Source organism: Marinomonas sp. BSi20584 (genome assembly GCF_002792415.1).
Lineage (GTDB): Bacteria > Pseudomonadota > Gammaproteobacteria > Pseudomonadales > Marinomonadaceae > Marinomonas > Marinomonas polaris.
Genome location: NZ_KZ454883.1, coordinates 1 through 25,653, shown reverse-complemented (window position 1 = coordinate 25,653; position 25,653 = coordinate 1). Strand labels below are relative to the sequence as shown.

Annotated in this window: 27 protein-coding genes; 15 read left to right on the top strand and 12 right to left on the bottom strand. The window is 44.1% G+C overall.

The window, feature by feature from the left end; translation table 11 throughout:
• Window positions 1–129: 129 nt before the first annotated feature.
• Window positions 130–1,278 carry an alpha-hydroxy acid oxidase gene (locus tag TY87_RS14295; RefSeq protein WP_100187587.1) on the bottom strand — a complete coding sequence of 383 codons (1,149 nt, stop codon included), beginning with the start codon at window positions 1,276–1,278 and terminating at the stop codon, window positions 130–132.
• A 116-nt stretch (window positions 1,279–1,394) separates the two neighbouring features.
• Here TY87_RS14295 and TY87_RS14290 point away from each other — a divergent pair, with 116 nt between their 5' ends.
• Window positions 1,395–2,309, top strand: coding sequence for a LysR family transcriptional regulator (locus TY87_RS14290; RefSeq protein WP_100187586.1), 915 nt, complete (start codon window positions 1,395–1,397; stop codon window positions 2,307–2,309).
• Window positions 2,310–2,392: 83 nt separating this feature from the next.
• Window positions 2,393–2,635, top strand: coding sequence for a hypothetical protein (locus TY87_RS14285; protein WP_072840730.1), 243 nt, complete (start codon window positions 2,393–2,395; stop codon window positions 2,633–2,635).
• Window positions 2,636–2,718: 83 nt separating this feature from the next.
• On the opposite strand, the gene TY87_RS14280 is transcribed toward TY87_RS14285, so the two are convergent.
• The 7 genes from TY87_RS14280 to TY87_RS14250 all read right to left on the bottom strand — a co-directional run bounded on the left by TY87_RS14280 (window position 2,719) and on the right by TY87_RS14250 (window position 9,392).
• Window positions 2,719–3,324 carry a DoxX family protein gene (locus TY87_RS14280; RefSeq protein ID WP_232617147.1) on the bottom strand — a complete coding sequence of 202 codons (606 nt, stop codon included), beginning with the start codon at window positions 3,322–3,324 and terminating at the stop codon, window positions 2,719–2,721.
• A gap of 122 nt (window positions 3,325–3,446) precedes the next feature.
• Complete coding sequence (locus TY87_RS14275) at window positions 3,447–4,424, bottom strand: 2-hydroxyacid dehydrogenase (protein ID WP_100187585.1); 978 nt, start codon at window positions 4,422–4,424, stop codon at window positions 3,447–3,449.
• A 1-nt stretch (window position 4,425) separates the two neighbouring features.
• Window positions 4,426–5,385, bottom strand: coding sequence for a sugar kinase (locus tag TY87_RS14270; RefSeq protein WP_100187584.1), 960 nt, complete (start codon window positions 5,383–5,385; stop codon window positions 4,426–4,428).
• A 27-nt stretch (window positions 5,386–5,412) separates the two neighbouring features.
• The gene (locus tag TY87_RS14265; protein WP_072840686.1) at window positions 5,413–6,672 is read right to left on the bottom strand and encodes a TRAP transporter large permease; all 1,260 of its coding nucleotides are present in this window, start codon (window positions 6,670–6,672) and stop codon (window positions 5,413–5,415) included.
• Window positions 6,657–7,154: a TRAP transporter small permease gene (locus tag TY87_RS14260; RefSeq protein ID WP_100187583.1), complete on the bottom strand. Its 498-nt coding sequence runs from the start codon at window positions 7,152–7,154 to the stop codon at window positions 6,657–6,659. Before TY87_RS14260 ends, TY87_RS14265 begins: the two co-directional genes overlap by 16 nt.
• Before the next feature lie 54 nt (window positions 7,155–7,208).
• Complete coding sequence (locus TY87_RS14255; protein ID WP_100187582.1) at window positions 7,209–8,207, bottom strand: TRAP transporter substrate-binding protein; 999 nt, start codon at window positions 8,205–8,207, stop codon at window positions 7,209–7,211.
• Between the two features lie 168 nt (window positions 8,208–8,375).
• The gene (locus TY87_RS14250; protein ID WP_100187581.1) at window positions 8,376–9,392 is read right to left on the bottom strand and encodes a LacI family DNA-binding transcriptional regulator; all 1,017 of its coding nucleotides are present in this window, start codon (window positions 9,390–9,392) and stop codon (window positions 8,376–8,378) included.
• A gap of 191 nt (window positions 9,393–9,583) precedes the next feature.
• Between TY87_RS14250 and TY87_RS14245 the strand changes: the two genes are divergently transcribed.
• The 3 genes from TY87_RS14245 to TY87_RS14235 all read left to right on the top strand — a co-directional run bounded on the left by TY87_RS14245 (window position 9,584) and on the right by TY87_RS14235 (window position 12,196).
• The gene (locus TY87_RS14245; RefSeq protein WP_100187580.1) at window positions 9,584–10,657 is read left to right on the top strand and encodes a zinc-binding metallopeptidase family protein; all 1,074 of its coding nucleotides are present in this window, start codon (window positions 9,584–9,586) and stop codon (window positions 10,655–10,657) included.
• A gap of 161 nt (window positions 10,658–10,818) precedes the next feature.
• Window positions 10,819–11,166 (top strand): DUF6172 family protein, encoded by a 348-nt coding sequence (locus tag TY87_RS14240; RefSeq protein ID WP_100187579.1) that lies wholly within the window; start codon window positions 10,819–10,821, stop codon window positions 11,164–11,166.
• A 280-nt stretch (window positions 11,167–11,446) separates the two neighbouring features.
• A complete protein-coding gene (locus TY87_RS14235; RefSeq protein WP_100187578.1) occupies window positions 11,447–12,196 on the top strand; it encodes a DUF2076 domain-containing protein in 750 nt (249 codons plus the stop codon).
• Between the two features lie 69 nt (window positions 12,197–12,265).
• Here the strand turns inward: TY87_RS14235 and TY87_RS14230 are convergent, their stop codons facing one another.
• Together TY87_RS14230 and TY87_RS14225 are read right to left on the bottom strand one after the other, a co-directional pair.
• The gene (locus TY87_RS14230; RefSeq protein ID WP_100187652.1) at window positions 12,266–13,579 is read right to left on the bottom strand and encodes a multicopper oxidase family protein; all 1,314 of its coding nucleotides are present in this window, start codon (window positions 13,577–13,579) and stop codon (window positions 12,266–12,268) included.
• A gap of 70 nt (window positions 13,580–13,649) precedes the next feature.
• Window positions 13,650–14,522 carry a LysR family transcriptional regulator gene (locus TY87_RS14225; RefSeq protein WP_232617146.1) on the bottom strand — a complete coding sequence of 291 codons (873 nt, stop codon included), beginning with the start codon at window positions 14,520–14,522 and terminating at the stop codon, window positions 13,650–13,652.
• Window positions 14,523–14,629: 107 nt separating this feature from the next.
• Between TY87_RS14225 and TY87_RS14220 the strand changes: the two genes are divergently transcribed.
• Window positions 14,630–15,553: a DMT family transporter gene (locus tag TY87_RS14220; protein ID WP_100187576.1), complete on the top strand. Its 924-nt coding sequence runs from the start codon at window positions 14,630–14,632 to the stop codon at window positions 15,551–15,553.
• A 25-nt stretch (window positions 15,554–15,578) separates the two neighbouring features.
• On the opposite strand, the gene TY87_RS14215 is transcribed toward TY87_RS14220, so the two are convergent.
• Entirely contained in the window at window positions 15,579–17,414 is a 1,836-nt protein-coding gene (locus tag TY87_RS14215; protein ID WP_100187575.1) for an ABC transporter ATP-binding protein, read from the bottom strand.
• A 193-nt stretch (window positions 17,415–17,607) separates the two neighbouring features.
• Here TY87_RS14215 and TY87_RS14210 point away from each other — a divergent pair, with 193 nt between their 5' ends.
• The 6 genes from TY87_RS14210 to TY87_RS14185 all read left to right on the top strand — a co-directional run bounded on the left by TY87_RS14210 (window position 17,608) and on the right by TY87_RS14185 (window position 22,924).
• Complete coding sequence (locus TY87_RS14210; RefSeq protein ID WP_100187574.1) at window positions 17,608–18,843, top strand: cystathionine gamma-synthase family protein; 1,236 nt, start codon at window positions 17,608–17,610, stop codon at window positions 18,841–18,843.
• Window positions 18,844–19,000: 157 nt separating this feature from the next.
• Window positions 19,001–19,807, top strand: a complete 807-nt coding sequence (locus tag TY87_RS14205; RefSeq protein ID WP_072840676.1) for a transporter substrate-binding domain-containing protein — start codon at window positions 19,001–19,003, stop codon at window positions 19,805–19,807.
• A 90-nt stretch (window positions 19,808–19,897) separates the two neighbouring features.
• Window positions 19,898–20,845, top strand: a complete 948-nt coding sequence (locus TY87_RS14200) for an amino acid ABC transporter permease (RefSeq protein WP_100187573.1) — start codon at window positions 19,898–19,900, stop codon at window positions 20,843–20,845.
• 1 nt (window position 20,846) lies between these two features.
• Complete coding sequence (locus TY87_RS14195; protein WP_072840674.1) at window positions 20,847–21,584, top strand: amino acid ABC transporter ATP-binding protein; 738 nt, start codon at window positions 20,847–20,849, stop codon at window positions 21,582–21,584.
• A 108-nt stretch (window positions 21,585–21,692) separates the two neighbouring features.
• Window positions 21,693–22,586, top strand: a complete 894-nt coding sequence (locus tag TY87_RS14190; protein ID WP_072840673.1) for a LysR substrate-binding domain-containing protein — start codon at window positions 21,693–21,695, stop codon at window positions 22,584–22,586.
• A 62-nt stretch (window positions 22,587–22,648) separates the two neighbouring features.
• The gene (locus TY87_RS14185) at window positions 22,649–22,924 is read left to right on the top strand and encodes a TIGR03643 family protein (protein WP_269777515.1); all 276 of its coding nucleotides are present in this window, start codon (window positions 22,649–22,651) and stop codon (window positions 22,922–22,924) included.
• Window positions 22,925–22,973: 49 nt separating this feature from the next.
• Here TY87_RS14185 and TY87_RS23005 read toward each other — a convergent pair whose 3' ends face one another.
• Window positions 22,974–23,393, bottom strand: a complete 420-nt coding sequence (locus tag TY87_RS23005) for a YebG family protein (RefSeq protein WP_072840671.1) — start codon at window positions 23,391–23,393, stop codon at window positions 22,974–22,976.
• A 127-nt stretch (window positions 23,394–23,520) separates the two neighbouring features.
• Here TY87_RS23005 and TY87_RS14175 point away from each other — a divergent pair, with 127 nt between their 5' ends.
• From TY87_RS14175 to TY87_RS14165, 3 genes are all read left to right on the top strand, one after another.
• Window positions 23,521–24,393 carry a mechanosensitive ion channel family protein gene (locus tag TY87_RS14175; protein ID WP_100187572.1) on the top strand — a complete coding sequence of 291 codons (873 nt, stop codon included), beginning with the start codon at window positions 23,521–23,523 and terminating at the stop codon, window positions 24,391–24,393.
• Window positions 24,393–24,980: a DUF1439 domain-containing protein gene (locus TY87_RS14170; RefSeq protein ID WP_100187571.1), complete on the top strand. Its 588-nt coding sequence runs from the start codon at window positions 24,393–24,395 to the stop codon at window positions 24,978–24,980. Before TY87_RS14175 ends, TY87_RS14170 begins: the two co-directional genes overlap by 1 nt.
• A 112-nt stretch (window positions 24,981–25,092) precedes the next feature.
• Window positions 25,093–25,572 carry an FKBP-type peptidyl-prolyl cis-trans isomerase gene (locus tag TY87_RS14165; protein WP_072840668.1) on the top strand — a complete coding sequence of 160 codons (480 nt, stop codon included), beginning with the start codon at window positions 25,093–25,095 and terminating at the stop codon, window positions 25,570–25,572.
• Window positions 25,573–25,653: the final 81 nt, after the last annotated feature.

Genomic DNA, 25,653 nt, shown 5'->3' with positions numbered 1-25,653 from the left:
AGGGCCAAATTCGTAATGGGTTAGTAAGCTAGTTAGGCTGATTACCTGTATCAAAAAACAGCATGAAAGTTTATCGCTTTCATGCTGTTTTTTTATTTCAGCTCCCTAAAATTTTAAATATGCTTAAGGCTAATACCTAAACCGCAAGTTTTCTCTCGTCAGTTGATCAATCGAAGTTTTGCCCATGAGTTTCATGTCGCGTTCGAGTTCGGCTTTCATTAATCCGAGTGCGCGCTCGACACCGGGTTGTCCAGCGGCTGCGAGTGGGTATAAGTACATGCGGCCGATGCCGACAGCTTTTGCGCCGAGTGACAAGGCTTTGAGTACGTGAGTTCCCCGTTGTACGCCGCTGTCAAAAATTACGTCTATTTCATCGCCCACTTCATCAACGATTTCCGCTAGTTGATCGAAAGAGCTGCGCGAGCCATCAAGTTGGCGACCGCCATGGTTGGAAATAATTACGCCAGTGCAGCCAATTTCTACCGCTTTTCGAGCGTCTTCTCGGCTCATGATGCCTTTTAAGCAGAACTCTCCATCCCAGAATTTTACCATTTCCGCCACGTCATCCCAGTTCATCGATGGGTCGAGCATGTTGGTAAAATAGTCGCCAATGGAGGTGGCGCCAGAACCCATGTCGATGTGTTCTTCAAGCTGCGGCAAACGAAACTTTTCGTGGGTCACGTAGTTAATACCCCACATGGGTTTGAGAACAAATTGCAGCATGCCTTTTACATTCAGTTTAAAGGGAATGGCGAAGCCCGTGCGAAGGTCTCGTTCTCGGTTGCCGCCAGTAATGGAATCAACCGTTAGCATCATCACTTGTACGCCAGAATCTTTGGCTCGTTGCATCATGGCGCGGTTCAGTTCGCGGTCTTTATGAAAGTAGAACTGGTAGACCTGAGGCGTAGTGGTTTGCTTGGCGATTTCTTCCATGCTCACCGTGCCAAGGGACGATACGCCAAACATGGTACCGTATTTTTCGGCGGCACCAGCGACGGCTCTTTCGCCATCGTGATGGAATAAGCGTTGTAAAGCAGTGGGCGAACAATAGATTGGTAGGGCGAGTTTTTGTCCCATCACGGTGACGGATAGATCCACGTCTTTTACGCCAGTCAGGACGCTGGGTACAAGGTCGCAGGTTTCAAACGCGGCGGTGTTGCGGCGGTAAGTCGTTTCGTCGTCAGCGCCGCCATCAATGTAATTAAAGATCGGACTTGGCAGGCGTTTTTTGGCTAGGGTGCGAAAGTCTTGGAAGTTGTGGCAGTCTTTGAGACGCATGGATTTTGCTCCTTTTATTTTGTTCATTAACTATAGTCTCAGTTCTATTTGTGATAAATACGACATAAACTAATAAACTCTTTCCTAAAACATCTTAATAAAAAAGGGGCACGACATTGAACGCAGCCGATTTAACACTTTTCGTGAACGTTGCCGATGCGGGTTCTTTTAATAAAGCGGCGCAGCAAGCGGGTCTATCGACACCAGCGCTGAGCAAACGCATTAGTAAACTTGAACAAGACCTTGGTGCGCAGCTAATTCATCGGACCACACGACGACTCAGCCTGACCGAAGCGGGGGAGAGCTTATACGTTCACGCCAAAAATATTGAAGGCCAAGTGAGCGATGCCATTGCCTCGGTGTCGGCGTTTAGCCAAGGGTTAACGGGCACGATAAAAATGTCTGTGCCGACGATTTCTGGGGAATTGTTATTGGCCGAAGCCGTAGCGGAGTTTTGTCAGAAATACCCCAATATCAACGTGGATATGCGTCTTGAAAATGATTTTGTCGATCTTGTCGGAGAAGGGCTGGATCTGGCGATTCGCACGGGCAAGTTGGAAGATTCAAGCCTAATTGCTAAGCCTTTGATTCAATCAAATTGGGTGGTTTGTTGCTCACCTAGTTATATTGAGCGTCATGGTGAAGTCACGAATTTAGAAGCGCTAAAAGATCATAATTGTTTGGCTTATACCTACCAAGCCCAAGGCTCATTTGATTGGCGGTTTACCAAGCAAGGTGTCGGCAAAAAAACAGTGGAAGAAAGCGTGCGCATCAGTGGCAGCTTTGCTACCAATAACGCCCAGGCGTTACGCAAAGCTGCCTTGGCAGGCTTTGGTATTGTTTATGTGCCGCGTTGTTGTGTGTATGAAGATCTGCAACAAGGCAAGCTCGTCGCCATCTTGCCTGATTACCAACCGCGACGACTTGGCGTTTACGCTATTTATCCATTTACTAAATACCTGCCGGAAAAACTGAGATTACTGATAGAGCACATCAAACAGGCTTATCAGGATAAGAAAGAGTATTTTTAAAAGGTCGTTTATATAAGGTGCTTTTCATTCAGCTGTTTTGTCCTTATTCTTAATTTTTTAATGGTTTTATGATGGGAGCGCTTATGTCTGGTCAAGGTTCAGGTGGCAATGTAATTGCTGCACTTTGTAATGTTTTTATTCCTGGATTAGGTCAACTTGTACAGGGGCGTATTTTTATGGCGCTGTTTTTTTTCGTTACAACATTCGTTAGTTATGCGTTAGGAGCCACTGTGATTTTGTTCTTTATGTGGTTGGTTGGTGCTGTCTTTCATCTTTGGTCTATCATTGATGCTGCGCGTTTTTCTCGATTTCGTTCGGTTTTATAATGTGGGTTTTGTGGCGGGAAAAATGTATTGTATAAAAGGGAGCCAAGTTGAAATAGGCTCCTTTTTATAGTTGTCGTACAGCTTTAGAATTGTTTTTTAAGTAGGCGGTCTAGCGAGAAATGAGCCCCGCCGAACGCTGCAATTAACAATGCACCAGCAGTCCAGAAGATAGAGGCCAGTTCTGCTTTTAGCTGTACAGAAGAAAGAAACGCACTGCCGCCATCTGCTAAGCGTTTTATACCATTTGGAGTAAAAAAATCACTACCGGCATTTATGGCATCGATGCCTGCTTGAGTTAATAAAGCATCGCCATAAGGATGAGCGAAATGGAACCATAATGTGATGGCTAACATGACAGCATTTGCCAGAGCGATTGGTCGAGTTAGTAAACCCACCGCAATGAACATACCGCCAAAAAATTGCATCCCCGCCAACATTGGTGACCAAAGCCAACCTGGATAGAAGCCTAAGTTTTCAACAAAGCCGACTTGAGCAAAGGGAGCTATGATCTTTGGCCAGCCCTCAACAACAAGCATTCCGCCGATAACAATACGGAACAGTACCCAGCCAAATGGTTGAGCAAACGCATTGTAGAAGCTGCTCATAAATGGCAAATAAAGGTTATTTTTTTCATTTTTAAAAACAGGTAATTTAGACATGCTATCCCTCTCGACTTTAGTGGTTTCCATAACGGCATCCATAAGTAAAAGAGTAGCATTAGCAATTTTATGACAGCTGATTTGGATCAATATATTGTTACTAAAAGAAGCGAGCAGACTAATATCGAAGTAGAGAACAGATAGCCAAAAGGCTATCTGTTTAACAAATGTTGATTGGCGCAGTTTTGCGATACATCCCCATTAAGTGCATTGATCAGGTTGTCCACAGCGCAAGTAATCATAGCAAGGCGTGTTTCTGCCGTTGCTGAGCCGATGTGCGGAAACAAGACTGCATTGTCGAGTTTACAAAGCGGTGAGTCACCAGGTAGTGGCTCGACTTCAAAGACGTCTAAACCCGCCGCGCGAATAGTGCCATTGTTTAAGGCGTCGACAAGAGCCGCTTCGTCAATCACTTTGCCACGGGAACCATTAATGAAAATGGCGCTTTTCTTCATCATGGCGAATTCTTTTGCACCAATCAAACGTTCGGTTTCCGCGGTTAGCGGCGTCATCACACAGACGAAGTCGGATGTTTTCAGCAGTTCTTCCATCTCCATATAGGTGGCATTTAAGTCTTGTTCGGCGTCTAGTTTGCGGCTTCGGTTGCTGTACTGAATCTTCATATCAAAACCAAAATGTCCGCGTTTGGCAATGGCATAACCAATGCGGCCCATGCCAATAATGCCAAGGGTTTTACCGTGCACATCGGTACCGTAAAGTGCTTCGCCTATGTTACTAGTCCAGCGACCTTCTCGCACCATGTTCGATAGTTCAACAGCGCGTCTAGCTGTGCACATTATTAGAGTAAACATGGTGTCGGCGGTAGTTTCGTTTAGTACGCCTGGTGTATGCATTAAGGGAATGCCACGTTCGGTGAGATAATTTAAATCATAAAGATCTGTGCCGACGGAAATTGTTGATGCGGCTTTTAGCTTGGGTGCAAGGCTCAATAGCTCTGAGCTCATTTTGGTGCTGGTGCCAATTAAGCCTTCCGCGTCAGCAAGAGCGGCGATAAAAGCAGCTTTGTTATCTTCATTGATGCCATTAAAGAAGATGACATTAAATTGATCATCGAGTCGCTGGCGCTCTGCTGCTGGAATGTCTCGGTATAAAATGACTTTTTTCTTCATTTTATGACTCCTGTTCTAACTGTCTTAGTATGGCTCTAGTTGGCAAGCCTTCGCTGTCGCCACGAACTTGCACAGTTAAAGAGCCTAGCAGATTGCCCCGGCGAGCGGCTTGTTCCATTGTTTTTCCTTCAAGCAACGCAGATATCACGCCAACGGCAAAGCTATCTCCCGCTCCAACTGTATCTACTACTTTTACTACAGGGAAGCCAGCGACTATGCCAGATTCACCATTACGGGTTTTAAAGTATGCGCCTTTGCTACCGAGTTTGACGATAACCGTTTTGACGCCACGCTGAAGATAAAAGTCGGCAATCACCTCTGGTTGATCACTATTGGCGAGGATTTTACCTTCTTCTATACCCGGTAAAACAATGTCGCTGGCAAAAGCAAATTCATTGATGGTTGCTACCATGGTTGCTTGATTAGGCCAAAGGGAAGGGCGTAAGTTGGTGTCAAAAGAGACGCTGCAGCCTTGTTTTTTGGCGAGTTCTAACGCGTGTTTTGCTGCGTCTCGCATTGGTACCGATACCGCTGCGGCGACACCAGTTAGATGCAAATGTGCGCCTGCTTTGAATAAAGTGTTGTCGATGTCTGTCGCGCTTAATGTTGACGCGGCAGAGTTACGACGGAAATACTCGACCTTAGGATCGCTGCCATCGGTTACATTGGACTTCAGCATAAAACCAGTAGCGTGGTTGGCGCTTTCAGAAATCCAATCAGTGCGAATGTTTTCTTTGCTTATTGCTTGGCAAATAAACTGCCCAAAGCTGTCTTTACCTACTTTACTAATATAGCTGGCTTCAAAACCTAAGCGTGCCATACCGATAGCGACATTGACTTCCGCCCCAGCTAAAGAACGATGGAATTCTTCAATGTCAGCGAGTTGCCCCGGTGTTTTCGCTACAAACATGGCCATTGCTTCACCAAGAGTAACAAAAGAGTGTGTTTGATTTGTTTCCATAATGGATGATTCCTTCTTGTTTTTAGCCTATATCAACAATATAAATGGCATGAATATAACGGCAACCAGTACTAGTATGATGACTGAAATATATGGCATAACCGCTTTGAATGACTTGTCTATGGACAGTTCGCCAATGGCACTTGCTATTAACAAACACAAACCATAAGGCGGTGTAATTAAGCCAATGGATAAAGTAATAATAACCACAATGCCGAGTTGAACTGGGTCGACTCCTAATGTAAGTGCGACAGGATAAATAACCGGTACAAACAGCACCATGGCTGGAATGGCATCCATAAAGGTGCCGATAAATAGGAAAAAGGCCACAATAATGAATAGGAACAAGTATTCATTATTACCTATTCCGCTGAAAAAGTTCGATACCATCGCATTGATTTGATAATAGCCAAGGAATTCCCCGAGAGCCGAAGCTGCCGCCAAAGCAAATAGTGATAAGCAGCTAAGCTTTAAGGTTTCGGTGAAAATCTTTGGCAAATCTTTGAGGCTGATGGATTTGTAGTAATACGCACTAACGAAGTAAGCATAAACTGCTGAGAACGCTGCAGCTTCTGTCGGCGTGAATACGCCAAAAACAATACCACCAATAATGATAAGAGGCGTGATCATCGCAGGAATGGCGTCTTTGCTTAGAGCGATAAATTCCGCACGACTGATTTTTTCCATCATCGGCAAGTTGTCACGTTTGGCAATAATGCTAATGACAAACATCATTCCAAGGCCGATAAGAATCCCTGGCACCATGCCGCCGATAAACAATTGCCCAACCGAGGTATTAGTCAGCCCACCATAAATTACCATGGTAATACTAGGTGGAATAATGCCACCAATGGTAGACGAGGCGGCTGTAACTCCAACCGACATTTCGCGACTGTAGCCTTTGTTGATCATGTTAGGTATGAGGATTTTTCCCACGCCAGCTGTATCGGCAGTAGACGATCCACTAACACCAGCAAACAACATGGAGACCAATACGTTTGCGTGACCAAGCCCGCCCGGTTTGCGACCGACTAAGGCGATAGAAAAGTTGATAAGTCGATGAGATATCTGGCCGCTGTTCATGATGTTAGCTGTTAACACAAAGAGTGGCACAGCGAGTAACACATAAGAGTTAAGGCCGTAGAACATCTTCATTGGGATCATGGTCGTTGGCGCGCCAGTCATGGTGCCAATACCCACTAAAGAAGCGATACCGATAGAGAAGGCAATGGGTATCCCAAGAATAATAAGACCAACAAATAATAAGGTGATTAACGCGAGTTCCATGAAGCCCCCTTGAAGCAAGACAATGTTTTCGCTTCGTTGTAGATGTTATCCACCAGATAAACACTGGAGCTAATAAAGGTGATTGGCATAATCAGCCACACATAGCCTTGTCGAAATTCAGGGATACTGATCCAGCGCGAGTTCCAAAATGCTTGAGTGATTTCAATACTGTATAGCGAGCAGAATAAACAGAAAATCAACATAATAAGATTCTGAATAATCACTAAAACCGAGCGTTTCTCGCCTTGGAAATAATGCGTGAGAACGTCAAAACCAAAGTGTTTGTTTTCTTTTACCATGACTGCTGTGCCAAGGAACATGGCCCAGATAAAAGAATTTACGGCGATTTCTTCCGTCCATAACACCGAAATACCTAGGTAGCGAGTAATTACTTGAATCAAGGTCGCGGCGAGGAAAATCACCAGTAGCAAAACGCCTAAACTGATTTGGAGTCGAGCAATAAAATTAGTCAGTATTTTCATACCATATATCCTTGAAGCTCCGAGGAGTCCTCGGAGCTAGGCTAGCAGAGAGCGTTATTTAGTCTGACGGATGGTTTCAAGAACCTCTGTCATGCCATTTTTCGCCGCCCACTGATCTTGGATAGAGCGTGCTTTTTCAATGAAAGGAGTGCGGTCTAACGTATTAACGATGGCACCATCATCAATGGCTTTTTGCTTGTAAGTAGACTCTTCACTATATAACGCTTGGCGTTCCGCTTGAGTCGCCTCTTTTACTGCTTGGTTGAAGGCCGTACGCTGTTCATCATTGAAGCTTTCCCATACTGAATTACGCACTAGCAATAGACGAGTGGTATAGTCATGACCGGTTTCAGAAATGTACTTACCGTTGGATGTTTTGTGGTGTTCCATTGGAATGAAGTAGGGATAAGCATTTTCGGCAGCATCAACCACATTGCTTGATAGTGCTTGGTAAAGTTCAGCCCAAGCAACAGAGGTTGGTACAGCGCCGATTTCTTTCCAGTATTGAGACACTACGCCGGACGTTTGAGTACGGATTTTCATGCCTTTTACGTCTGCAAAGGAATTAACCGGTTGCTTGCCATACCAGTGACGCACACCGGCGGTCCAATAAGCGGCGACACGGTACTTTTCACCAGACTTGGTATAGATGATGTCGGCAATATCCTTACCTACTTTGCCATCAACCACTTTTTCCCAATGGCTGTAATCGTTAAACAAGTACAACAAAGAGAACAGGTCCACTTCTTCAATACCTGATGATGTCATAAAGCCAGGTGAAACCAGAACCATGTCCGCGCCGCCAAGTACCAGTTTTTCAACCAATTCATTTTCATTGGTACCAATGGTTCCTGCGTGTACTTCTACATTGAAAAGACCTGATTTATCAGCGACTTCTTTCAGTTTCAGCATGCCAGTTTGGTATGGACTAGAGAGGTTGGTTTGATTGTGGGCAGCAACGATTTTAATCGTGTCAGATTTGGCTGAGTCATCACTGCATCCAGCGAGAGAAATGGCAGCAGCAGCGGTTAGCAGAGTAAATAGTTTTTTCATGGTAACTCCATTATGGATCGATTTTTATGATTATGATGATCACACTTTAGGCAAAAGACGATATCATGGAATCGATTCCATGAATAGAGTTTGTCAATCGCTTTTAAAAAATTATATGGTTGTTTTTTAGTCAAATTGTTTTTATCTAAATACTTTTTTGTAAAGGCACTAGGTGGAATGACGAATAACGAGTTCGGCTTTTAGTTTTATGTGTTGTGCGGGGTTGTTGTTACCTTGGACTCTAGCAAGCAAACGCTCACAAGCGGTTTGGCCTATGAGTTGGGTTGGTTGGCGCATAACGGTAATGCCGCCTTCGAACAGTTGCGCCCATTCAGGATCGTCGATGCTGATTAAGCCTATTTGTGTACCGATGCGCATGTCTAGTTGTTTTAAGGCTTTCGCGGTACTCATCATGGCGACACCATTTGTGGTAAAGATGGCTTTTTTACGGTGTGGGTTTGTATCTATGAAAGCTCGAATTGCTTTGGAAAGCTGGCTGACTGTCATGTTTTCGATTTCAATGATGTCACAAGACATATTTTCATGTTCTTGGGTAAAGATTTTTATTGCATCAACTCTAGCTTGGCGAGGGTCAATTTCAAGAGATTTGGTAATGACGAGAATGGCTTCATAGGCCTTGGTTTGCAAATGTTGGCAAGCCTCTTTTGCGGCGGCTTCATTATCCAAGCCAACGGTATCGAAGCCAAGTGAGGTATTGATTCTGTCCACCAGAACAATAGGGCAAGATATTTGTGCCAAACTGCTAATTTGTTTCTGCGCCATGCCCGATGTGTTCACTATTATTCCATCGACTCGGTGCGCTTCTAGCAATGCTAAATAGCGATCTTGCAGCTCTTTTTCATTGTCTGTGTTACAGACCATCAACATATAACCTTCGCGACGACAAATATGCTCCACACCTTGCAAAACGTCGATGGAATATGGGTTGGTGACATCGGCGAGCATGAGTCCAATCAGTTTTGAGTGGCCTGCTCGCAGCATGCGAGCCGAATGGTTAGGACGAAAATCCAGATGAGCAATGGCTTGCGCGATTTTTTCTCGCAGCTCTTCTGATAATTTGTCTTGTTCCCCATTAAGGTAACGTGAAACACTGGTCTTACCCACTTTAGCGTATTTCGCAACGTCTGAAATAGTGGTGAAGTTTTTGTTGTTTTTCTTCAGCAATGTGTTGTCTCAATGGTTAGATTGGCGGAAATTACATCCCATATGAGCAAGTATACAGGTCGGCGTTTTTCCGTACTGTAAACTATGATCCTAGCAAGGCGCAATTGTGCTGAGCTGATTCGATGCTCGATTTTTATCTCTTTTTCATTTTTTACATTTACAGGCTTATCTCTTTTGATAGCAGGAGTTTTATGAAAATTTTCAGCTGCCAGCAATGTGGACAGACAGTGTTATTTGAGAACACTCACTGCGAGCAATGTTCTTCATCATTGGGCTTTTTGCCAGATCAATTGGTAATTAGTGCGTTAAAGTCGATTGATAATGCTTGGTACGCCATGGCCGATAAGTCCATCCCAGCAAAGCGCTGGTATTACTGTGAAAACCATCAACATCAAGTGTGTAACTGGATGGTGGAAGAGGGCGGCAGCACTTTTTGTATGGCATGTGAATTGAATCGTCATATCCCGAATTTAGAAAAAATAGAAGAGCGTCAAGCATGGCAACAACTGGAGTTTGCTAAGCATCGCTTGGTGTATTCTTTGTTGCGTCTTGGTTTGCCTTTGATAAGTAAAAAAACAGAACCTGAAGACGGTTTGTCTTTTGATTTTATTTCCGAAAATAACGTGGTGCCAGAAGATGTGAGCGCCATGACAGGCCATGCTTCTGGGCAGGTGACTATTAACGCTGCTGAGGGCAATTCGGTTGATCGTGAGCAAATGCGCGAGGACATGAAAGAATCGTATCGAACTGTCATTGGTCATTTTCGCCATGAAATTGGCCATTATTATTGGGATCAGTTAGTTTTTGATGATGAACAGGTTTTAGCCGATTTTAGAGCGCTTTTTGGTGATGATCGTGCCAGTTACGCCGATGCATTAGAGGCTCATTACAAAGCGCCAAACCCAGATTGGCAGCAGTCTTTCGTAAGCGTATATGCTTCTTCACATGCTTGGGAAGACTGGGCAGAAACATGGGCGCATTACCTGCATATTGTCGATACTTTAGAGATGGCCAGCGATCTTGGTTTGAGTCTTCAACCTGTTGGTTCGAATCGACAAAACCTTGCAGTGATGGTGAATATCGATCCTTATCGACACGATAATTTCGACGAGATTCTCGCACAATATGTGCCGTTGACTTTTGCAGTAAACAACCTGAATCGTGGTATGGGGCAACCGGATTTATATCCTTTTGTCTTGGTTCCCGCAGTGCGGAATAAGCTGGCTTTTATTCATCGTTTATTGATGGCTTACCAAGCCGAATAGCTGGTAATTAAAGCCAAACCGTCTGATATGCGGCTGTTGGATTGCCAATGGCTGCGTATTTTAACGACTTATTCATAGCGACAAATAAGGCGATCCGTTATCATGCTCGGAAATTGGAATGTGTTACGTCACTTCCAGTCATTCAATTCTCTAGGATCCCAATGAAAAAGACATTTAAGCTATCTCATCCAACAATCAAGTACCCACGCTTAGTTGAAGCGACGAAAAACGAAGTCAAAAAATATCTAAAAAGAGAGCGCAATAAAAAATTGCCTGAATACGCTGACTTTTGGGGATTTGATTGTCGCTTTGGTCAAACAGAAGCGTTGGCTGAAGAGATTCATGTCGCTCAAATCAATGAAAAAATCAGCTTTGCCGAAAGCCAAGAGTGGACTGAGTTCTATCTTGAAATTCTAGCTGCGCCAGCACAGCGTACAAAACGTGACGCTGCTGATGAGCAAGAAGAAGATGAAGATCTAGAAAACGCAGAGAGCGACGAAGATCGATAAGCAATGCTATTTGATCACAAATATGAAACGCCAGATCATTTTTTGATCTGGCGTTTTTGTTTTTAATTCACTTCTTTGTTTATCCTTCTATCAATTGTTCAACTAAGTAAAAATATTAACCTTCCTCAAAGCCTTGTTTCCTTTTTCCTGACTCTTTAATCACTTGTTCGCGAGTCGGGCGGCCTTATCATTAAGAGATCGCGGGCCCCTTTTTTCATTTGCCTGCTGACTTTTTTAGAGACCTTTGTGCAAAGGTAATGTTTAGGTTGGAGACAAAGCGATGAGTAGTGACGCAAATGGTTTAATTGATAGTTTGTTCGAGCGGATCAAAACAGCAGAGAACAATACAGGTGAACGTGATAAAGAGGCGGAAAGCCAGATTAATAAACATTTGGTGGCAAACCCTGCTGCGCCTTATTACATGGCGCAAACTATTATCATGCAAGAAGCTGCATTAAAGCAGTTAAATACTTGTGTTGAAGAGCTAGAGCGTAAGGCGTCGGCAAAGCCTAGTTCTGGTTGGGGCGGAGGCAGTGGCTCACAACAAGGCTTTGGGCAATCAAATAGCCAGCAATCAAACTCTCAGCAGTCAAACAATCAAGCCTATAGTCAGCCGCAAGGCGCGGGTCGTGGTAGTAGCTTTTTAGGCGGCGCTTTGCAAACTGCTGCAGGTGTGGCTGGTGGTATGGTTGTTGGGAATATGTTGATGAACATGTTTAGCCATCACTCCGAAGCAGAAATGGCTAATGTTATTAATGAAACACCTGCGGCCTCTGATCTTGGACAAGAGCCAGATCTTGGACCTGCATCAGATTCTGGGCAGGAGAGTTTTGCTGATAGCGGTGGTGGTTTTGGTCAGGCAGGATTTGATCAATCAGGTGATAGTCTAGACCCCAACAGAGGCTTTGGTCAGGCGGGTTTTGACCAAGCCAATATGGATCAAAGTGACATCGATTCTGGCGGTGTTGATCAGGGAGGGTTTGACGACATGGGCGGCTTTGACGATTTTGGTAGTGATGACTTTATTTAGTCATAAGCTCTGATAAGTAAAGAGACCAGATTAATTTCGAATCTGGTCTCTTAGTGAGGGTCTTATGCTTTATGTCACTTCAACAAAACTCATAAAGCCTGTTTTTAGGTGTTCGATAATATGACAGTGATACATCCAGCGCCCTGGGTTATCGGCAACTAGTGCAGCAAACACGGTTTCGTTTTGACCAAGTAAAACCGTATCCGTATGAAATGGCGTGATGTCTTTTTTATTCGATTTTAAAACCGTGAAAGTATGACCATGTATGTGAATTGGATGGTGATACTGGGTTAAATTCGACAGCTCAAAAATGTAGGTTTTTCCGCGCTCTAATATGGCAAGAGGATCAGGAATGTGGCCTTTTGACATGCCTTCCCATGAGCGACGGTTCATCGTCCAAAAGTTGTAGCTTACCTTGCCATCTTTCTCAATCGGCGTAATGTTCGCGTTCCACTCGAAAGCAAATTTAATGGTTTCTGCGTTATCTAAATCTGGTGCGGGAATTGGGTTGAGCGGCAGCTTGGGTAAGCTGCGGTCTTTAAGCTGGCTCGCCACGGCTTTGATGGTCACCATGGGTTTACCCTTGTGCTTAAAGGTGACGGTTTCTCCCACCTTGCTAGGCGCGATCACACCAAGATCAAGGCGCATTCCCGGTGCGGCCATGTGATTGGTTAACGCAATAGGTTTAGTAATCGGATTGCCATCAATGGCAATGATTTGCGCATCTGGATCGGTTGAGTTTATTTGGTACATAACGGTGTTATCTACGTTCAAGAAACGTACTCGGATCGCGCCGCCGGCAGGCACGTCATAGGTTGGATGGATCTGACCATTGATCGTCATTACTCGACCGGGTGTTCCCATACGAAAAGCATTTTGCGGTGTCGTCAACGCGGTAAAAGAGCCATCGTCTTTGATGTGCCAGTTTTTCATGCAAAGCACCAGGTCTTTATCAAAGTCTGGCTTCTCCGCTTCATCAACAATTAGTGCGCCAACCAAGCCTTTGCCAAGCTGTTCTACACTGTTCATGTGTGGGTGATACCAAAAAGAACCGGCATCTGGTGGCGTAAACTCATAGTCGAATGTTTCGCCGGGCATAATTGGTGGTTGGCTTAAAAACGGCACGCCATCCATTGCAATCGGGATTCTCATGCCGTGCCAATGAATCGTGGTGGGTTCGTTTAATTTGTTGATCACACGAATACGAACGGGCTGATGTTGTTTGGCACGAATCACAGGCGCAGGATAACCGCCATTAAAGCAAAGCGCAGGCGTACTGCCGCCAGAAACAATGTTTACATCGGCTGGCGCGACGATCAATTCATAGTCGAAACCAGCAGACGGTGTAGCAGCAAGAATGACTCTAGGTAGTGTACTTGTCATGGCCACTAAGAGGCTGGATTTTATAAAATTACGTCTGTTCAAAACAGTTTTTCCTATGAATTGTTGATGATTATTCGCAATGGTTATTTTGCTGAATCATCTGAGTGAAAGCGTCTAAAGCCGGAAAATGGCCACCATCATTGCGCCAAATAAAGCGGTTTTCAATAGTTTCTAATTCTGCAAACTCATATCCAACTAATCCCATGCCCGATTGATATTGTTCGTAAATGCCTTTTGGAACGAGCGATATGCCGCTTCCAGCACTGACGCAGCCAATAATGGTGCCGTAACTGGCGATACTGGTGATGGGCGTTTTTACCTTGTTTTTCCTTAGCCAAGTTGCTAGTGCAGCTCGATATGGGCAGGCTTCCGGCCACATAAAAATGGCTTTTCCTTCAATATCATTCGCGGATTTGATGGGGTCAGCAGAGGCGGAGGAAATGAGCACCAGATCTTCATTGAAGAAAGTAGTGCTGTCTAAAAAAGGTCGGTCAATATCAACGGCGACAATGGCGCCATCTAATCTGTGATACTGTATGTCGTCTACAAGTTGTGACCAAGTCCCCGTTTTAAATTGCAGCTCAACGTTTGGGTATTGCGCGTGAAACTTTGTCAGCATCGGTGGTAAACGACTGGTTGCTGAGGATTCAATTGCGCCAATGCGCAGTGGGCCAGATGGTTCAGACGTTGGATCAACGGCGCGTTTGGCTTCTTCTGTTAATGCTAAAATCTTCTCGGCATAAGTTAGAAACACTTCTCCAGCTGGCGTAATGCGCAGTCCGCGTCCTTCTCGGTAAAACAGCGACACTTTTAACTCAGCTTCAAGCGCCTTAATTCTCGCTGTCACATTAGAGGGAACACAGTGCAATGCTGTGGATGCTTGTACCACGCTACCAAGATTAGCGACCGTTTTGAACATTCGGATTTGAGCTAGTTCCATCATTCATTCCAAGTGAATACTGGATGCAGTATTCGTTAATTGTTGTATTGCGCCTTTCTCTTAATACTAACTCCTTCTTAAACGGCGAGTGAATTTAAAAAGGGTGATATATGCAAAAGGTGAATAGAAAGACGGAGGCCAAGCTGGTTATTGCTACGATGTTTGTTGTGGTGTGTTGGGCGTATTCGCCAATCGGTATTCATCTTGGTCTTGCATCATATTCGCCCGGTCAGTTAGCCCTATTACGCTTTATTATTGCCTCGATTTTTATGGGAATAGTGGCGATTTATCAGGGTGTGCAAGTGCCCAAAGTGAAGGATATTCCCTTGTTGTTTGTGCTTGGCTTTTTTGCTGTGGCCTTGCATCACATTGCGTTAAATTTTGGACAGCGTGGTGTGAGTGCGGGTGCTGCGAGTGTGTTAGCGCAATCAACGCCGATTTTTACCGTGATTATTTCGCGCTGTGTTTTAAAGGAGCGAATTAATTTATGGCGTTGGTGCTGTGTATTCTGCGGCATGATAGGCGCGCTGATCGTAGTGATCGGTGATAAAGGCATCGGCAATATCAGCCTTAATGGTTTATTGATTCTTGTGGCGGCTTGCTCTTGGAGTGTGTATTTCATTCTGCAAAAACGTTATTCGCAGAGTTACAGTACCTTAACCATGGTGTGTTATACGGTATGGACTGGCACAGTGGTTTTGTTGGTATTTTCTCCCGGCTTATTGGATTCGATGCAGGCTTCCAATTTTCAGGTGAATTTTGCTGTGGTGATTTTAGGCATCTTCCCGAGCGCATTGGCGTACGTGGCCTGGGCTTATGTTTTGTCGCACACGGAAGTCAGCAAAATATCCATTGTGCTGTATTTGATTCCGCCTACTGCTATGGTAATGGCGTCGTTTGTTTTGGGTGAGTTGCCTTCTGTTTTGGTTGTGCTAGGTGGAAGTATTGTGATTTTGAGCGTATTGGCAATGAGCCTAGAAAAAGTGTGTCGCCATAACGTCTTTGTTAAAAGTGGGCATGGCAAAACACGTTAGTGGCTATTTATAATAATGTGCCTAGTTATTTATAACCCTGCGCCTGCAAGGTAAACAAATGTGCGTATTGGCCTTGTTGAGCTAATAGTGAATCGTGGGTGCCGCGCTCTTTGATTTGCCCATGCTCCATGACGATAATCTCGTGAGCAAGACGCACAGTGGAAAATCGGTGAGAAATCAGAATTGCCATTTTGTCTTTGGTGTGTTCTTGGAAATGCTGGAAGATATTGGCTTCGGCCTGAGCATCCATCGCGGCTGTCGGTTCATCTAATACCAAGATATCCGCGTCTTCGCGCATAAAGGCGCGCGCCAAGGCGATTTTTTGCCATTGCCCACCAGACAATTCTTGTCCACCGCGGAACCAGCGGCCCAGTTGGGTTTGGTAGCCGTTTTCAAGTTGATCAATAAAGTCGGTGGCCTTGCCAAGTTCGGCGGCTTTTTTCCATCCGGTTTGATCGTTAAATCTGTCGTTATCACCTGCGCCAATGTTTTCACCCACAATAAATTGATAACGCACAAAGTCTTGGAATATAACGCCAACACGCTTTAGCAGCGCGCTTTCTTCCCATTCCAGTAAGTCTAAGCCGTCTAGCAAGATTCGTCCTTGAGTTGGGTTATAAAGACGAGTCAGCAGTTTAATGAGAGTGGTTTTGCCTGAGCCATTTTCACCGACAATCGCTAGGCTGTGGCCAGGGCGAATGTGTAGATTGATGTTGGCAAGTGCGGGACATTCGCTGCCTGGATATTGGAAAGAGACATTTTCAAAACGAATGCCATCGTTTGGAGTTGGCCCTACTAACAAACCGGATGTTGAAAGCGGCGTTTCTTGTTCTAGATACTCGTAGAGGTTGGATAAATACAAATTGTCTTCGTACATGCCACTAATAGAAGTGAGTGAAGCAGAAACTGAACTTTGGCCTTGTTTGAATAACAGCAAATACATGGTCATTTGCCCCAAAGTAATCGCGCCAATAATGGTATCGCTGACGATCCAACCATAGGCACCATAAAACACCAAAGTACTTATCACGCCAAGGGCGAAGCCCCAGCTTTCGCGACGCAAAATCAGTCGCTTACTTTCTTTGAATAGTTTGATGAATATTTCTGTGTAACGCTGTAAAAAACGATCACCCAATTGATATAGGCGAACTTCTTTTATGTTGTCTTCACGAGCCAATAAGGTTTCTAAATAGTTTTGCTGACGCACTTCTGGCGAGCGCCAACGAAACATCAAAAAGGCATCGCCAGAAAATTTGGCTTCAGCGATAAAGGAAGGTAAAGCACCGCACACCAATAACGCCAACGCCCACGGTGAAAAATGCCACAGCAAGACCGCAAAGCTGGATAACGAGATAGCATTTTGCAGTAGTGCAAAGGTTTTATTCACCAGAGCAAGCGGGCGGCTAGATGCTTCGCGGCGAGCGCGAACTAATTTGTCGTAAAATTCAGAATCTTCGAAATGGGACAGGGTTAAGCTTTGGGCTTTTTCTAATATTAGCAGGTTGACTTTTTGCCCTAATAAACCTTGCAAAATAGCTTGCTGCGCTGTCAAAGCACGTTGCGCGGCGGCAATCACCAACACCAACATTCCCTCTAACACAACATAGTTGAGTGCCGTTTGATAATGCAGAACTTGATCCTGCTTGTAGCTTTCCATTGCTGCTAGTACGGCATCGACTATCAATTGTCCAACATATGCCATTGCCGCAGGCAGTACGCCAGCAATCAGTGTTGCCATTGCCAAACCGATAGTTAACGCAGGTGAGGTTTTCCAAACCAAATCAATTGCGCGACGGCTATAACGAAAGACGCCAAACATATTTTTATCGACAGTATTATTAGGCGAAGCAGCAGGTTTCATTAAAGGTCCTAGAAGTCAGGAAATGAGCGCAGAGGAGTGAATAGTATAAGTCATTAAGCCGAAGTTTTATCCATTAAAAAAAACGCCCCTTAGTGCTTGATAAGATGATTTCTCGCGTTTTCATCGTTTGGCTATAGTGAAAGCTAATGGAATTTATACTGGCTGTTTAGCCATAGAATGTGAGAGATGTGTAATGAGCAATAAAATGGCGAAGCCTGCCCTTGATCAAGCTGGAAGTGGAACTCGTTCGGTATGGAGTGGTGAGCAAATAACGCATCCTTACCGTGCCACACAAACGCCGATCGTCGCCAGTGCTGCGTATGGCTACCAAGATATCGACGAATGGTACGACGTTGCTTTGGGGGCCGCTCCCGGTTTTATTTATAGCCGTATGAGCAATCCTACGGTGGAAATCTTAGAAGCAAAGATCTGTGGCCTAGAAAATGCCGAGTCAGCGGTTGCATTCAGCACGGGCATGGCGGCGATCAGCAGTGTGCTATATACCTTTTTGTCGAATGGCTGCCGAGTGGTATCGACGAAAGACAGTTATGGCGGCACCAATAAAGTCTTTGAAGAATTTTTACCACGCATGGGCGTGAGCGTTACGCTTTGCGAAACTCATAGTCACGAGCAAATCGAAGAGGAAATCGCCAAAGGTTGCGATGTTTTGTATTTGGAAACACCGACTAACCCGACATTGAAAATTGTCGATGTGAAACGTCTTGTGGCGGCGGCTAAAAAAGTCGGCGCCTTGGTGATTGCGGATAACACTTTTGCGACACCACTGAACCAAAGTCCTTTGGCATTGGGTGTCGACATTGTTGTTCACAGTGCGACCAAGTTCTTGAGCGGTCACGCCGATGCTATGGGCGGTTTGGTATGTGGCAGTGAAGAGTTAATGGCAAAGGTTCGTCATTATCGAGAAATTAATGGCGCGTCGTTGGATCCATTTTCGGCGTATTTGATTATTCGTGGTATGAAAACCTTGGCACTACGAATTCGTCAGCAACAAAGCAGCGCACTGGCGATTGCGGAATATTTATTGACTGAAACTTTGGTTGAAGCGGTAAATTATCCAGGTCTGCCAAGTCATCCGAATCATGCTATTGCCTGTGAGCAAATGCGAGGTTTTGGAGCAATTGTGAGTTTTGTTCTGGTTGGTGGTATGGATACGGTGAAGATCTTATTGCCGCAATTACAATACGCTCATTGTGCTGGTAACTTGGGCGCGGTAGAAACCATTTACGGGCCAGCCAGAACCACAAGCCATGTTGAAAATACTTTAGAAGAGCGTTTAGCGCTGGGCATTTCTGAAGGTTTAGTGCGGATATCTGTGGGGATCGAAGACACTGAAGATTTAATCGCTGATTTACAGCAGGCGTTTGAACGAGTCAGGGCGCTTTCTCGCTCAGAAACTGACTTGGCTTAATTCTGAGCAAAATGAAAAATACAGTGGAATGCATTAGCGTTTCAATAGGGACTGTTTGTCGCAACTCCTGTATTATGCGCCGCTAGAAAATGGCGTTCGAGTAATGCATTTAAAACAGATTAGGGTTTGTTTTTTCAAAAATTGGGGACATAAAAGAATGAAAAAAATATTTATTAGTGCATTGGCTCTATGTAGCGCAACGTTGGCATCAGCTTCAGATAATGACCTGTGGGAAAAGTCTACGTTAAACCAAGTACTTAACCGTGGTGAGCTTCGCGTTTGTGCTGAAGCTGGTTATATGCCTTTTGATATGCGCGATAAAAAAGGTGACATTGTTGGTTTCGACGTAGATATTGCGAAAACTATGGCAAAAGCAATGGGCGTAAAATTAGATATTCGTAACACGGCATGGGATGGCATCATTCCAGCGTTGTTGACTGACAAGTGCGACATTATTATCTCTGGTATGACGATTACACCTGAGCGTAACTTGAAAGTGAACTTTACCGATCCCTACATTGTTGTAGGTCAGACGATTCTTTTAAGTCCTAAGCTAAAAGGTAAAGTTACCAACTACCGTGATTTAAACGATGCTAAATACACCATAGCGACTAAATTGGGTGCGACATCCGATTACGCCGTAAAAAGATACATGAGCAACGCTAAGTTGAATCTGTTTGAAACAGAATCAGAAGGTGTGCTTGAAGTGGTAAATGGCAATGCTGATGCTTTTGTTTATGACTTGCCTTACAACGCTATTTATTCTGCTCAGAATGAAGGCAAAGTACTGCATTTAGACGAGTCTTTCACCTATGAGCCACTTGGTTTTGCGATTCGTAAAGGTGACCCAGACTTCATGAATTTCTTGAATAATTACCTTGCGCAAATCAAAGGCGATGGTACCTATGACAAGATCTATCAAAAATGGTTTGCTAGTAGCTCTTGGATCAGCAACGTTCAGTAATATGGTTATCAACAAAAAGTGGCGCAGTGTAGCGCCACTTTTTGTTGACTCTTCTTTGAGTTAAAAAACACGACGGGGAACTTCTCATCGATGGAAAAACAACCTCATCTACTTTTGTGGAAAGCGGTCTTTGTTCTAATCATGATAGGACTTGGCTTTGGCATTTATGCTGGTAGCAAAAGTATTGACTACACTTGGCGCTGGGAACGTATTCCGCAGTACATCATTAACACCGAAGCCACGACGGTTCGATCTCCCTTTGATGGCACAGCCACAATGGAGAAAGGTAATAAGCTGGTGGTGACTTCCGATTATGGTGACGATCCGTTAGTAATTAAAAAGTTTGATAACTTGCTGGTTAATAATGGCGATTTAGTGTTTGAAGGTGATCCTCTTGTCGAAGTAGAAAACTGGAATATTGGCCCGCTGACTTGGGGGCTAGTGATGACATTACAATTGTCTGTGGTGTCGTTAGTTTTTGCTGTGGTTATCGGGTTGTTTGCTGGTTTGGCTCGTATATCGACTAATCCTGCATTGCGTTATTTATCTGTTACTTATATTGAACTTATTCGTGGTACGCCATTATTAGTACAGATTTTTATCTTCTACTTTTTTATTGGCACTGTGTTGGATTTAGATCGTTTTACTGCAGGTGTGGCAGCCTTGTCTGTGTTTACTGGTGCCTATATCGCAGAAATCGTGCGTTCTGGTATTCAGTCAATTAGCCCAGGGCAAATGGAAGCCGCACGCAGCTTAGGCATGAATTATGTTCAAGCCATGGTTAATGTGATTTTGCCACAGGCGTTTAAGCGTACTCTACCGCCAATGGCTGGACAGTTTATTAACCTGATTAAAGACTCGTCTTTGGTATCGGTAATTTCCATTACTGATTTAACCAAGGCTGGCCGAGAAGTGGTGAGTTCTACTTTTGCGCCATTTGAAGTATGGTTTGCCGTTGCGCTTATGTACTTAGTGTTAACTGGCGCCTTGTCTTGGGCCATTCAGCGTCTTGAAAAGAGGTTATCTGCCAGTGACTAATATGACCGATAAGAGCATCATTCAAGCTCGTAATATTGAAAAGATTTACCCGAATGGCTGTCATGCCTTAAAAAACGTTTCTCTCGATATTAATCGTGGTGAAGTCGTAGTGATTATTGGGCCAAGTGGCTCAGGTAAGTCGACGTTTTTACGTACTTTGAATCAGTTGGAAACCATTTCTGATGGCACGATTCACATTGATGAAGTTAGCCTGACAGACAGGAAAACCAACATCAATAAAGTGCGCGAAGAAGTGGGCATGGTGTTCCAGTCCTTTAATCTTTTTCCACACAAAACGGCGCTTGGTAACGTGGCTTTATCTCCGATTAAGGTGAAGAAAAAGCCTCGTGCTGTAGCGGAACAAGAAGGCCGTGAGCTACTCAAAAAAGTAGGTCTAGCTGAACGCATGAATAACTATCCATCGCATTTGTCTGGTGGTCAGCAGCAGCGTGTGGCAATAGCAAGAGCGTTGGCCATGCACCCTAAAATTATGTTGTTTGACGAGCCAACCAGTGCCCTTGATCCAGAAATGGTTGGGGAAGTGCTGGACGTTATGAAAAGCCTCGCCAGCGATGGCATGACCATGGTCGTGGTGACGCATGAAATGGGCTTTGCTCGTGAAGTAGCGGATCGCGTAGTGTTCATGGAAGAGGGCGAGTTAGTATTTGAAGAAAGCCCTGAGCGCTTCTTTAGTTCTGACAATCCGCGTCTACAGCGTTTCCTTGGTCAGGTTCTTTAGTTTTGATGACAAATCTTGGCCACAATTGTTGGTCAAGTTCTCTAGTTTTGATGACAAATCTTAGCCACAATTGTTGGTCAAGATTCTCTCCTTTATTGGATATTCATCATGAATAAGAAATCCCTTCCTCCGTTAAATTGGCTGCATACTTTTGAAGTATCAGCTCGATGTCTTAATTTCACTCATGCAGCGGAAGAGTTGTGCTTAACTCAAGGTGCCGTTAGCCAGCAGATTCGTTTGCTGGAAAGCCATTTGGGCGTGTCGTTATTTAAACGTCTACCGCGTGGTTTGAGTTTAACGGAAGAAGGGCGTTCTTACTTTCCCGTGGTAAAAGACGCCATTTCTCGTTTAGCTGTTGGCACGAACGAGATCTTTACCCAACATGATAAACAAACCATCAAAATTTGCGGTAGCTTGTCGTTCTTTTCTCACTGGTTAGCGCCCAAACTGGCTGATTTTAGTGAAACTTATCCTCAGTATGATATTCGCTATGTGAGCAATATTTGGGTACAAGCATTAGATGATGAAGACGATATGGAAATTCGCTGGGGACATGGCGAATGGACAGGATTGATCTCGCAGCGACTGACTTGGGACCGCTTGGTACCTGTTTGCTCACCTGAATTGATGGCGCGATCACCTTTGCTGGAGCCAGCGGATTTAGCGAATCATTCGCTTCTGCATGTTATTGGTTACGAAGAAGGGTGGGGTTATTGGCTGAATATAATGGGCGTGGATAGCGTCGACTCGTCAGTAGGTATGCAATTCGATACGCTTGTCTCGACATTGCGCATGGCAGAACTTGGGCAAGGTTTGGCCTTGGCGCGTTCTTCTATGGTTGAAGACATGTTGAATGAGGGAAAACTAGTCGCGCCGTTTGGACAAGGCATTGAAGCCAGTGAATCGTTTTATTTAGTGCGACGATCTGGTGCTGAATTACATGGTGCTGCGGCTGTGTTTTTCGATTGGTTGGTCCGACAAGCTCATCTTGCCAAAAAATAGGTGATCTGTTGATTGAAGCCTTTCGTATAAGTCTCATCATGGTTATTACTTAAGGGCATATTTTGACTCCAGACAATATTTTAACTCCAGACAAGTCAAGAATTATCGAAATGGCTTGGGAAGACCGCACGCCATTTGAAGCTATTCAAACTCTTTATGGGCTTTCTGAGCCTGAAGTTATTTTGTTAATGCGCAGCAATCTAAAATCTAAGGCCTTTAAAAATTGGCGAGCTAGAGTATCTGGGCGTGCGAGTAAACATCTGGCGTTACGCAATCCTGATATTTCTCGTGGTTATTGTAAAACGCAGTATAAAATTCGCGCTAACAAAGGCCATTAGTTATTTGAACCATTATTAGCTTTGGAGTAGTAACGAAAGGGATGCGGCATTACGCAGCATCACTTTCACGAAAATCGACTATCTCGTCATCAAACACAACCGTGCTTTCGTCTTCCTCATAAACCACATCTTCATCGGGTTCTATCACTAGATCTTCCAGCGCTTTTTTAGGTGCCGCTTCTGCTAGATCAAGCTGTGCGTTGGATGCTTTATTCGTTTTTTTAGGTTTCTGAGGACTTTTCTTTTTGTTGCTAAAGACGTCCAAAATAGAGTCTTTGTTCTGTGCGAGATACATGGAAAGCGCTTCCTTTTGGCTATGGTCTCCAGCTAGTTCGCTTTGATCCAAAATCTCATATAGCGCTTCAGCAGTATCCAACAATTTGTCGTACGCATCGGCTTCCGCTTTTGAAGTAAACGTCATTTTTTCGATTCCATCGCGTTCTACAACATATTTGATAATTACAGGCATAATCCACCTCGTGAAAAATAATACTGTATAAATATACAGTTATTTTTCATTGTTTGTCTAGCGCTTTTGTTTGTCGATCCTAGCAATGATTGTTAAAGTAGTAGGCTTAATAAAGGAAACACTTTTTATGCCTGTTGATTTTTCCCAATTAGACTTTTCCATTTTAATGGATCATGTTGAGATTGTTTTAACAGTCGCTTGGATTTTATTGTCTTACATTGTTCGACGTTACACTAAGCGCGCTATTCGACTTCATCAAAAGACAGAACACGATAAAAAACGTCAAAGAATTAATACGGTCGATAATATATTTAATTTGCTTTTGGTTGTCGGTCTGGTTCTCATTTGGTCATCAGAATTACAAAATTTAGCGATCTCAATCGCCGCCTTCATGGTGGCATTGGTTATTGCAACGAAAGAGTTTATCGCTTGCATTGTTGGTGCGTTTTATCGTGCTAGCACACGTCCATATCAGGTTGGTGACTGGATACGTATCGCTAATTATGAAGGGGAAGTAACAGACAGCGACTGGCTATCGACAACCTTATTCGAAGTCGACTTAAAAGGCGGTAGCTACACTTACACAGGCCGTACGACTGTGGTTCCAAATAGCGTTTTGTTGTTGCATACAGTGCAAAATCTGAATTATATGCGCCGTTATGTTACTCATACTTTTTCTATCTCTCGTAGTGCTGATGACGTGAATTTGTTTACGATAAAAGAGCAAATCTTAGAAAAAATTCGTGAGTACAGTGAACATTTTCATGACGTTGCGATACGCTATAACAGCCTTATTGAGAAACGCTTGGACATCAAAATATCCGGCCCTGAGCCGCGAGTTCGTATCACCACGACAGTTGAAGGTTATAATGTTTTTAGTATTTCACTGTTTTGTCCAACTGATGAAGCGGTTGAAATAGAGCAAAAAGTTATCGAGGACTTTATGATATTCTGGTATGAAAAACGTGATATGAATACCAACACAATTGGGGAAGAATAATGCGATTTACTCGTACTTTTGTAACCCTTATTTTGATATCTACTTCTGTGCTTTTGGCTGGTTGCAATAGTTTTCGTGTGAGCGAAGATGACGTGAATAAAGAAGTTGCTAAGCAACTTGCGCAGCCACAAGAAAATCATATCAAGTTTACCTTAGACAGTAATACTCTCAATTTGGATCTTGTTGTGACATCTGCACATATCGACTTTACTGAACGTGATGGCGGTTTAGTGCTGGTTGATATGATTAGTAAAATGACCGGGACGTTAACCGCGTTTGGCCAGACATTTTCATTGTCAGCTCGGGTAAATCCTTCTTTTGAATCCGGTGTACGGATCGAAGAAGATCGCCTGTACTTGGTCGCGCCAAAAATTACCCAAATTGAGGTAGAAGGCTCAAGCTTTAACGACAAAATGCTGCGATCCACTTTAGGATCTTTGCATGATGATTTTGAAAAGGCACTGGTGCAGTATTTTGATGAACACCCTGTGTATGTGCTGAACCATTCTCCGTTTGAAAAAACCGCTGCGTCTTTGGTGAAGGACATCATCATTAAAGAAGATTCCTTAGAGCTTTCTATATTTTAGATAAGACGGGTCTAGGTAAGTTTCTGCGAAGTCACTATAATGCCCTAATACTATAGAACCAGATGGACTAAGCTCTGACGCTTAATCGTTGAATTAAAAATGAGGAAACAGCATGTCGATTGCAGACAATCAAGTCGTTCAATTTCACTACACTTTGCGTCATGGCGAAGAGTTGATCGAAACCTCTGCGGGTAAAGACGCCGCGGCTTACTTACATGGTCATGGCAATGTTATTCCAGGGCTTGAAAAAGCAATGGAAGGAAAAGAAGTTGGTGATGAGTTTGAAGTGACTGTTGCTTGCGCTGATGCTTACGGTGAGCGTCATGAAGATCGTCAGCAACAAGTGCCTGTAAAACATTTACAAGGCGCGAAACGCTGGAAAGCTGGCATGGTTGCTATGGTGCAAACCGATAAAGGTATGCGTCAGGTGACTGTTGTTAAAGTAGGTTTGAAACACGCCACTGTTGATTTGAATCACCCATTGTCCGGCAAAGATTTGACTTTCAACATTCAAATCGTTGACTCTCGTGAAGCAACGAACGATGAAATTGCTCATGGTCATGCGCACGGTGTAGGTGGTCATCACCACTAAGAGGAAAGCTCTTTGAGTGTTGAATAGAGTAATCTCTAAAAGCCCCTGTTATGAACTGACCCCCAATAGTTGGACATTCCA

Bases quoted from the DNA above. Each gene is read 5' to 3' on its own strand.
- TY87_RS14240 (WP_100187579.1), top strand. From the start codon at position 10,819: ATGAAAAAGACATTTAAGCTATCTCATCCAACAATCAAGTACCCACGC.
- TY87_RS14205 (WP_072840676.1), top strand. From the start codon at position 19,001: ATGAAAAAAATATTTATTAGTGCATTGGCTCTATGTAGCGCAACGTTG.
- TY87_RS14275 (WP_100187585.1), bottom strand. From the start codon at position 4,424: ATGAAGAAAAAAGTCATTTTATACCGAGACATTCCAGCAGCAGAGCGC.
- TY87_RS14170 (WP_100187571.1), top strand. From the start codon at position 24,393: ATGCGATTTACTCGTACTTTTGTAACCCTTATTTTGATATCTACTTCT.
- TY87_RS23005 (WP_072840671.1), bottom strand. From the start codon at position 23,393: ATGCCTGTAATTATCAAATATGTTGTAGAACGCGATGGAATCGAAAAA.
- TY87_RS14245 (WP_100187580.1), top strand. From the start codon at position 9,584: ATGAAAATTTTCAGCTGCCAGCAATGTGGACAGACAGTGTTATTTGAG.
- TY87_RS14230 (WP_100187652.1), bottom strand. From the start codon at position 13,579: ATGACAAGTACACTACCTAGAGTCATTCTTGCTGCTACACCGTCTGCT.
- TY87_RS14220 (WP_100187576.1), top strand. From the start codon at position 14,630: ATGCAAAAGGTGAATAGAAAGACGGAGGCCAAGCTGGTTATTGCTACG.
- TY87_RS14260 (WP_100187583.1), bottom strand. From the start codon at position 7,154: ATGAAAATACTGACTAATTTTATTGCTCGACTCCAAATCAGTTTAGGC.
- TY87_RS14270 (WP_100187584.1), bottom strand. From the start codon at position 5,385: ATGGAAACAAATCAAACACACTCTTTTGTTACTCTTGGTGAAGCAATG.
- TY87_RS14215 (WP_100187575.1), bottom strand. From the start codon at position 17,414: ATGAAACCTGCTGCTTCGCCTAATAATACTGTCGATAAAAATATGTTT.
- TY87_RS14165 (WP_072840668.1), top strand. From the start codon at position 25,093: ATGTCGATTGCAGACAATCAAGTCGTTCAATTTCACTACACTTTGCGT.
- TY87_RS14295 (WP_100187587.1), bottom strand. From the start codon at position 1,278: ATGCGTCTCAAAGACTGCCACAACTTCCAAGACTTTCGCACCCTAGCC.
- TY87_RS14280 (WP_232617147.1), bottom strand. From the start codon at position 3,324: ATGGAAACCACTAAAGTCGAGAGGGATAGCATGTCTAAATTACCTGTT.
- TY87_RS14235 (WP_100187578.1), top strand. From the start codon at position 11,447: ATGAGTAGTGACGCAAATGGTTTAATTGATAGTTTGTTCGAGCGGATC.
- TY87_RS14255 (WP_100187582.1), bottom strand. From the start codon at position 8,207: ATGAAAAAACTATTTACTCTGCTAACCGCTGCTGCTGCCATTTCTCTC.
- TY87_RS14190 (WP_072840673.1), top strand. From the start codon at position 21,693: ATGAATAAGAAATCCCTTCCTCCGTTAAATTGGCTGCATACTTTTGAA.
- TY87_RS14210 (WP_100187574.1), top strand. From the start codon at position 17,608: ATGAGCAATAAAATGGCGAAGCCTGCCCTTGATCAAGCTGGAAGTGGA.
- TY87_RS14285 (WP_072840730.1), top strand. From the start codon at position 2,393: ATGTCTGGTCAAGGTTCAGGTGGCAATGTAATTGCTGCACTTTGTAAT.
- TY87_RS14265 (WP_072840686.1), bottom strand. From the start codon at position 6,672: ATGGAACTCGCGTTAATCACCTTATTATTTGTTGGTCTTATTATTCTT.
- TY87_RS14195 (WP_072840674.1), top strand. From the start codon at position 20,847: ATGACCGATAAGAGCATCATTCAAGCTCGTAATATTGAAAAGATTTAC.
- TY87_RS14175 (WP_100187572.1), top strand. From the start codon at position 23,521: ATGCCTGTTGATTTTTCCCAATTAGACTTTTCCATTTTAATGGATCAT.
- TY87_RS14225 (WP_232617146.1), bottom strand. From the start codon at position 14,522: ATGATGGAACTAGCTCAAATCCGAATGTTCAAAACGGTCGCTAATCTT.
- TY87_RS14200 (WP_100187573.1), top strand. From the start codon at position 19,898: ATGGAAAAACAACCTCATCTACTTTTGTGGAAAGCGGTCTTTGTTCTA.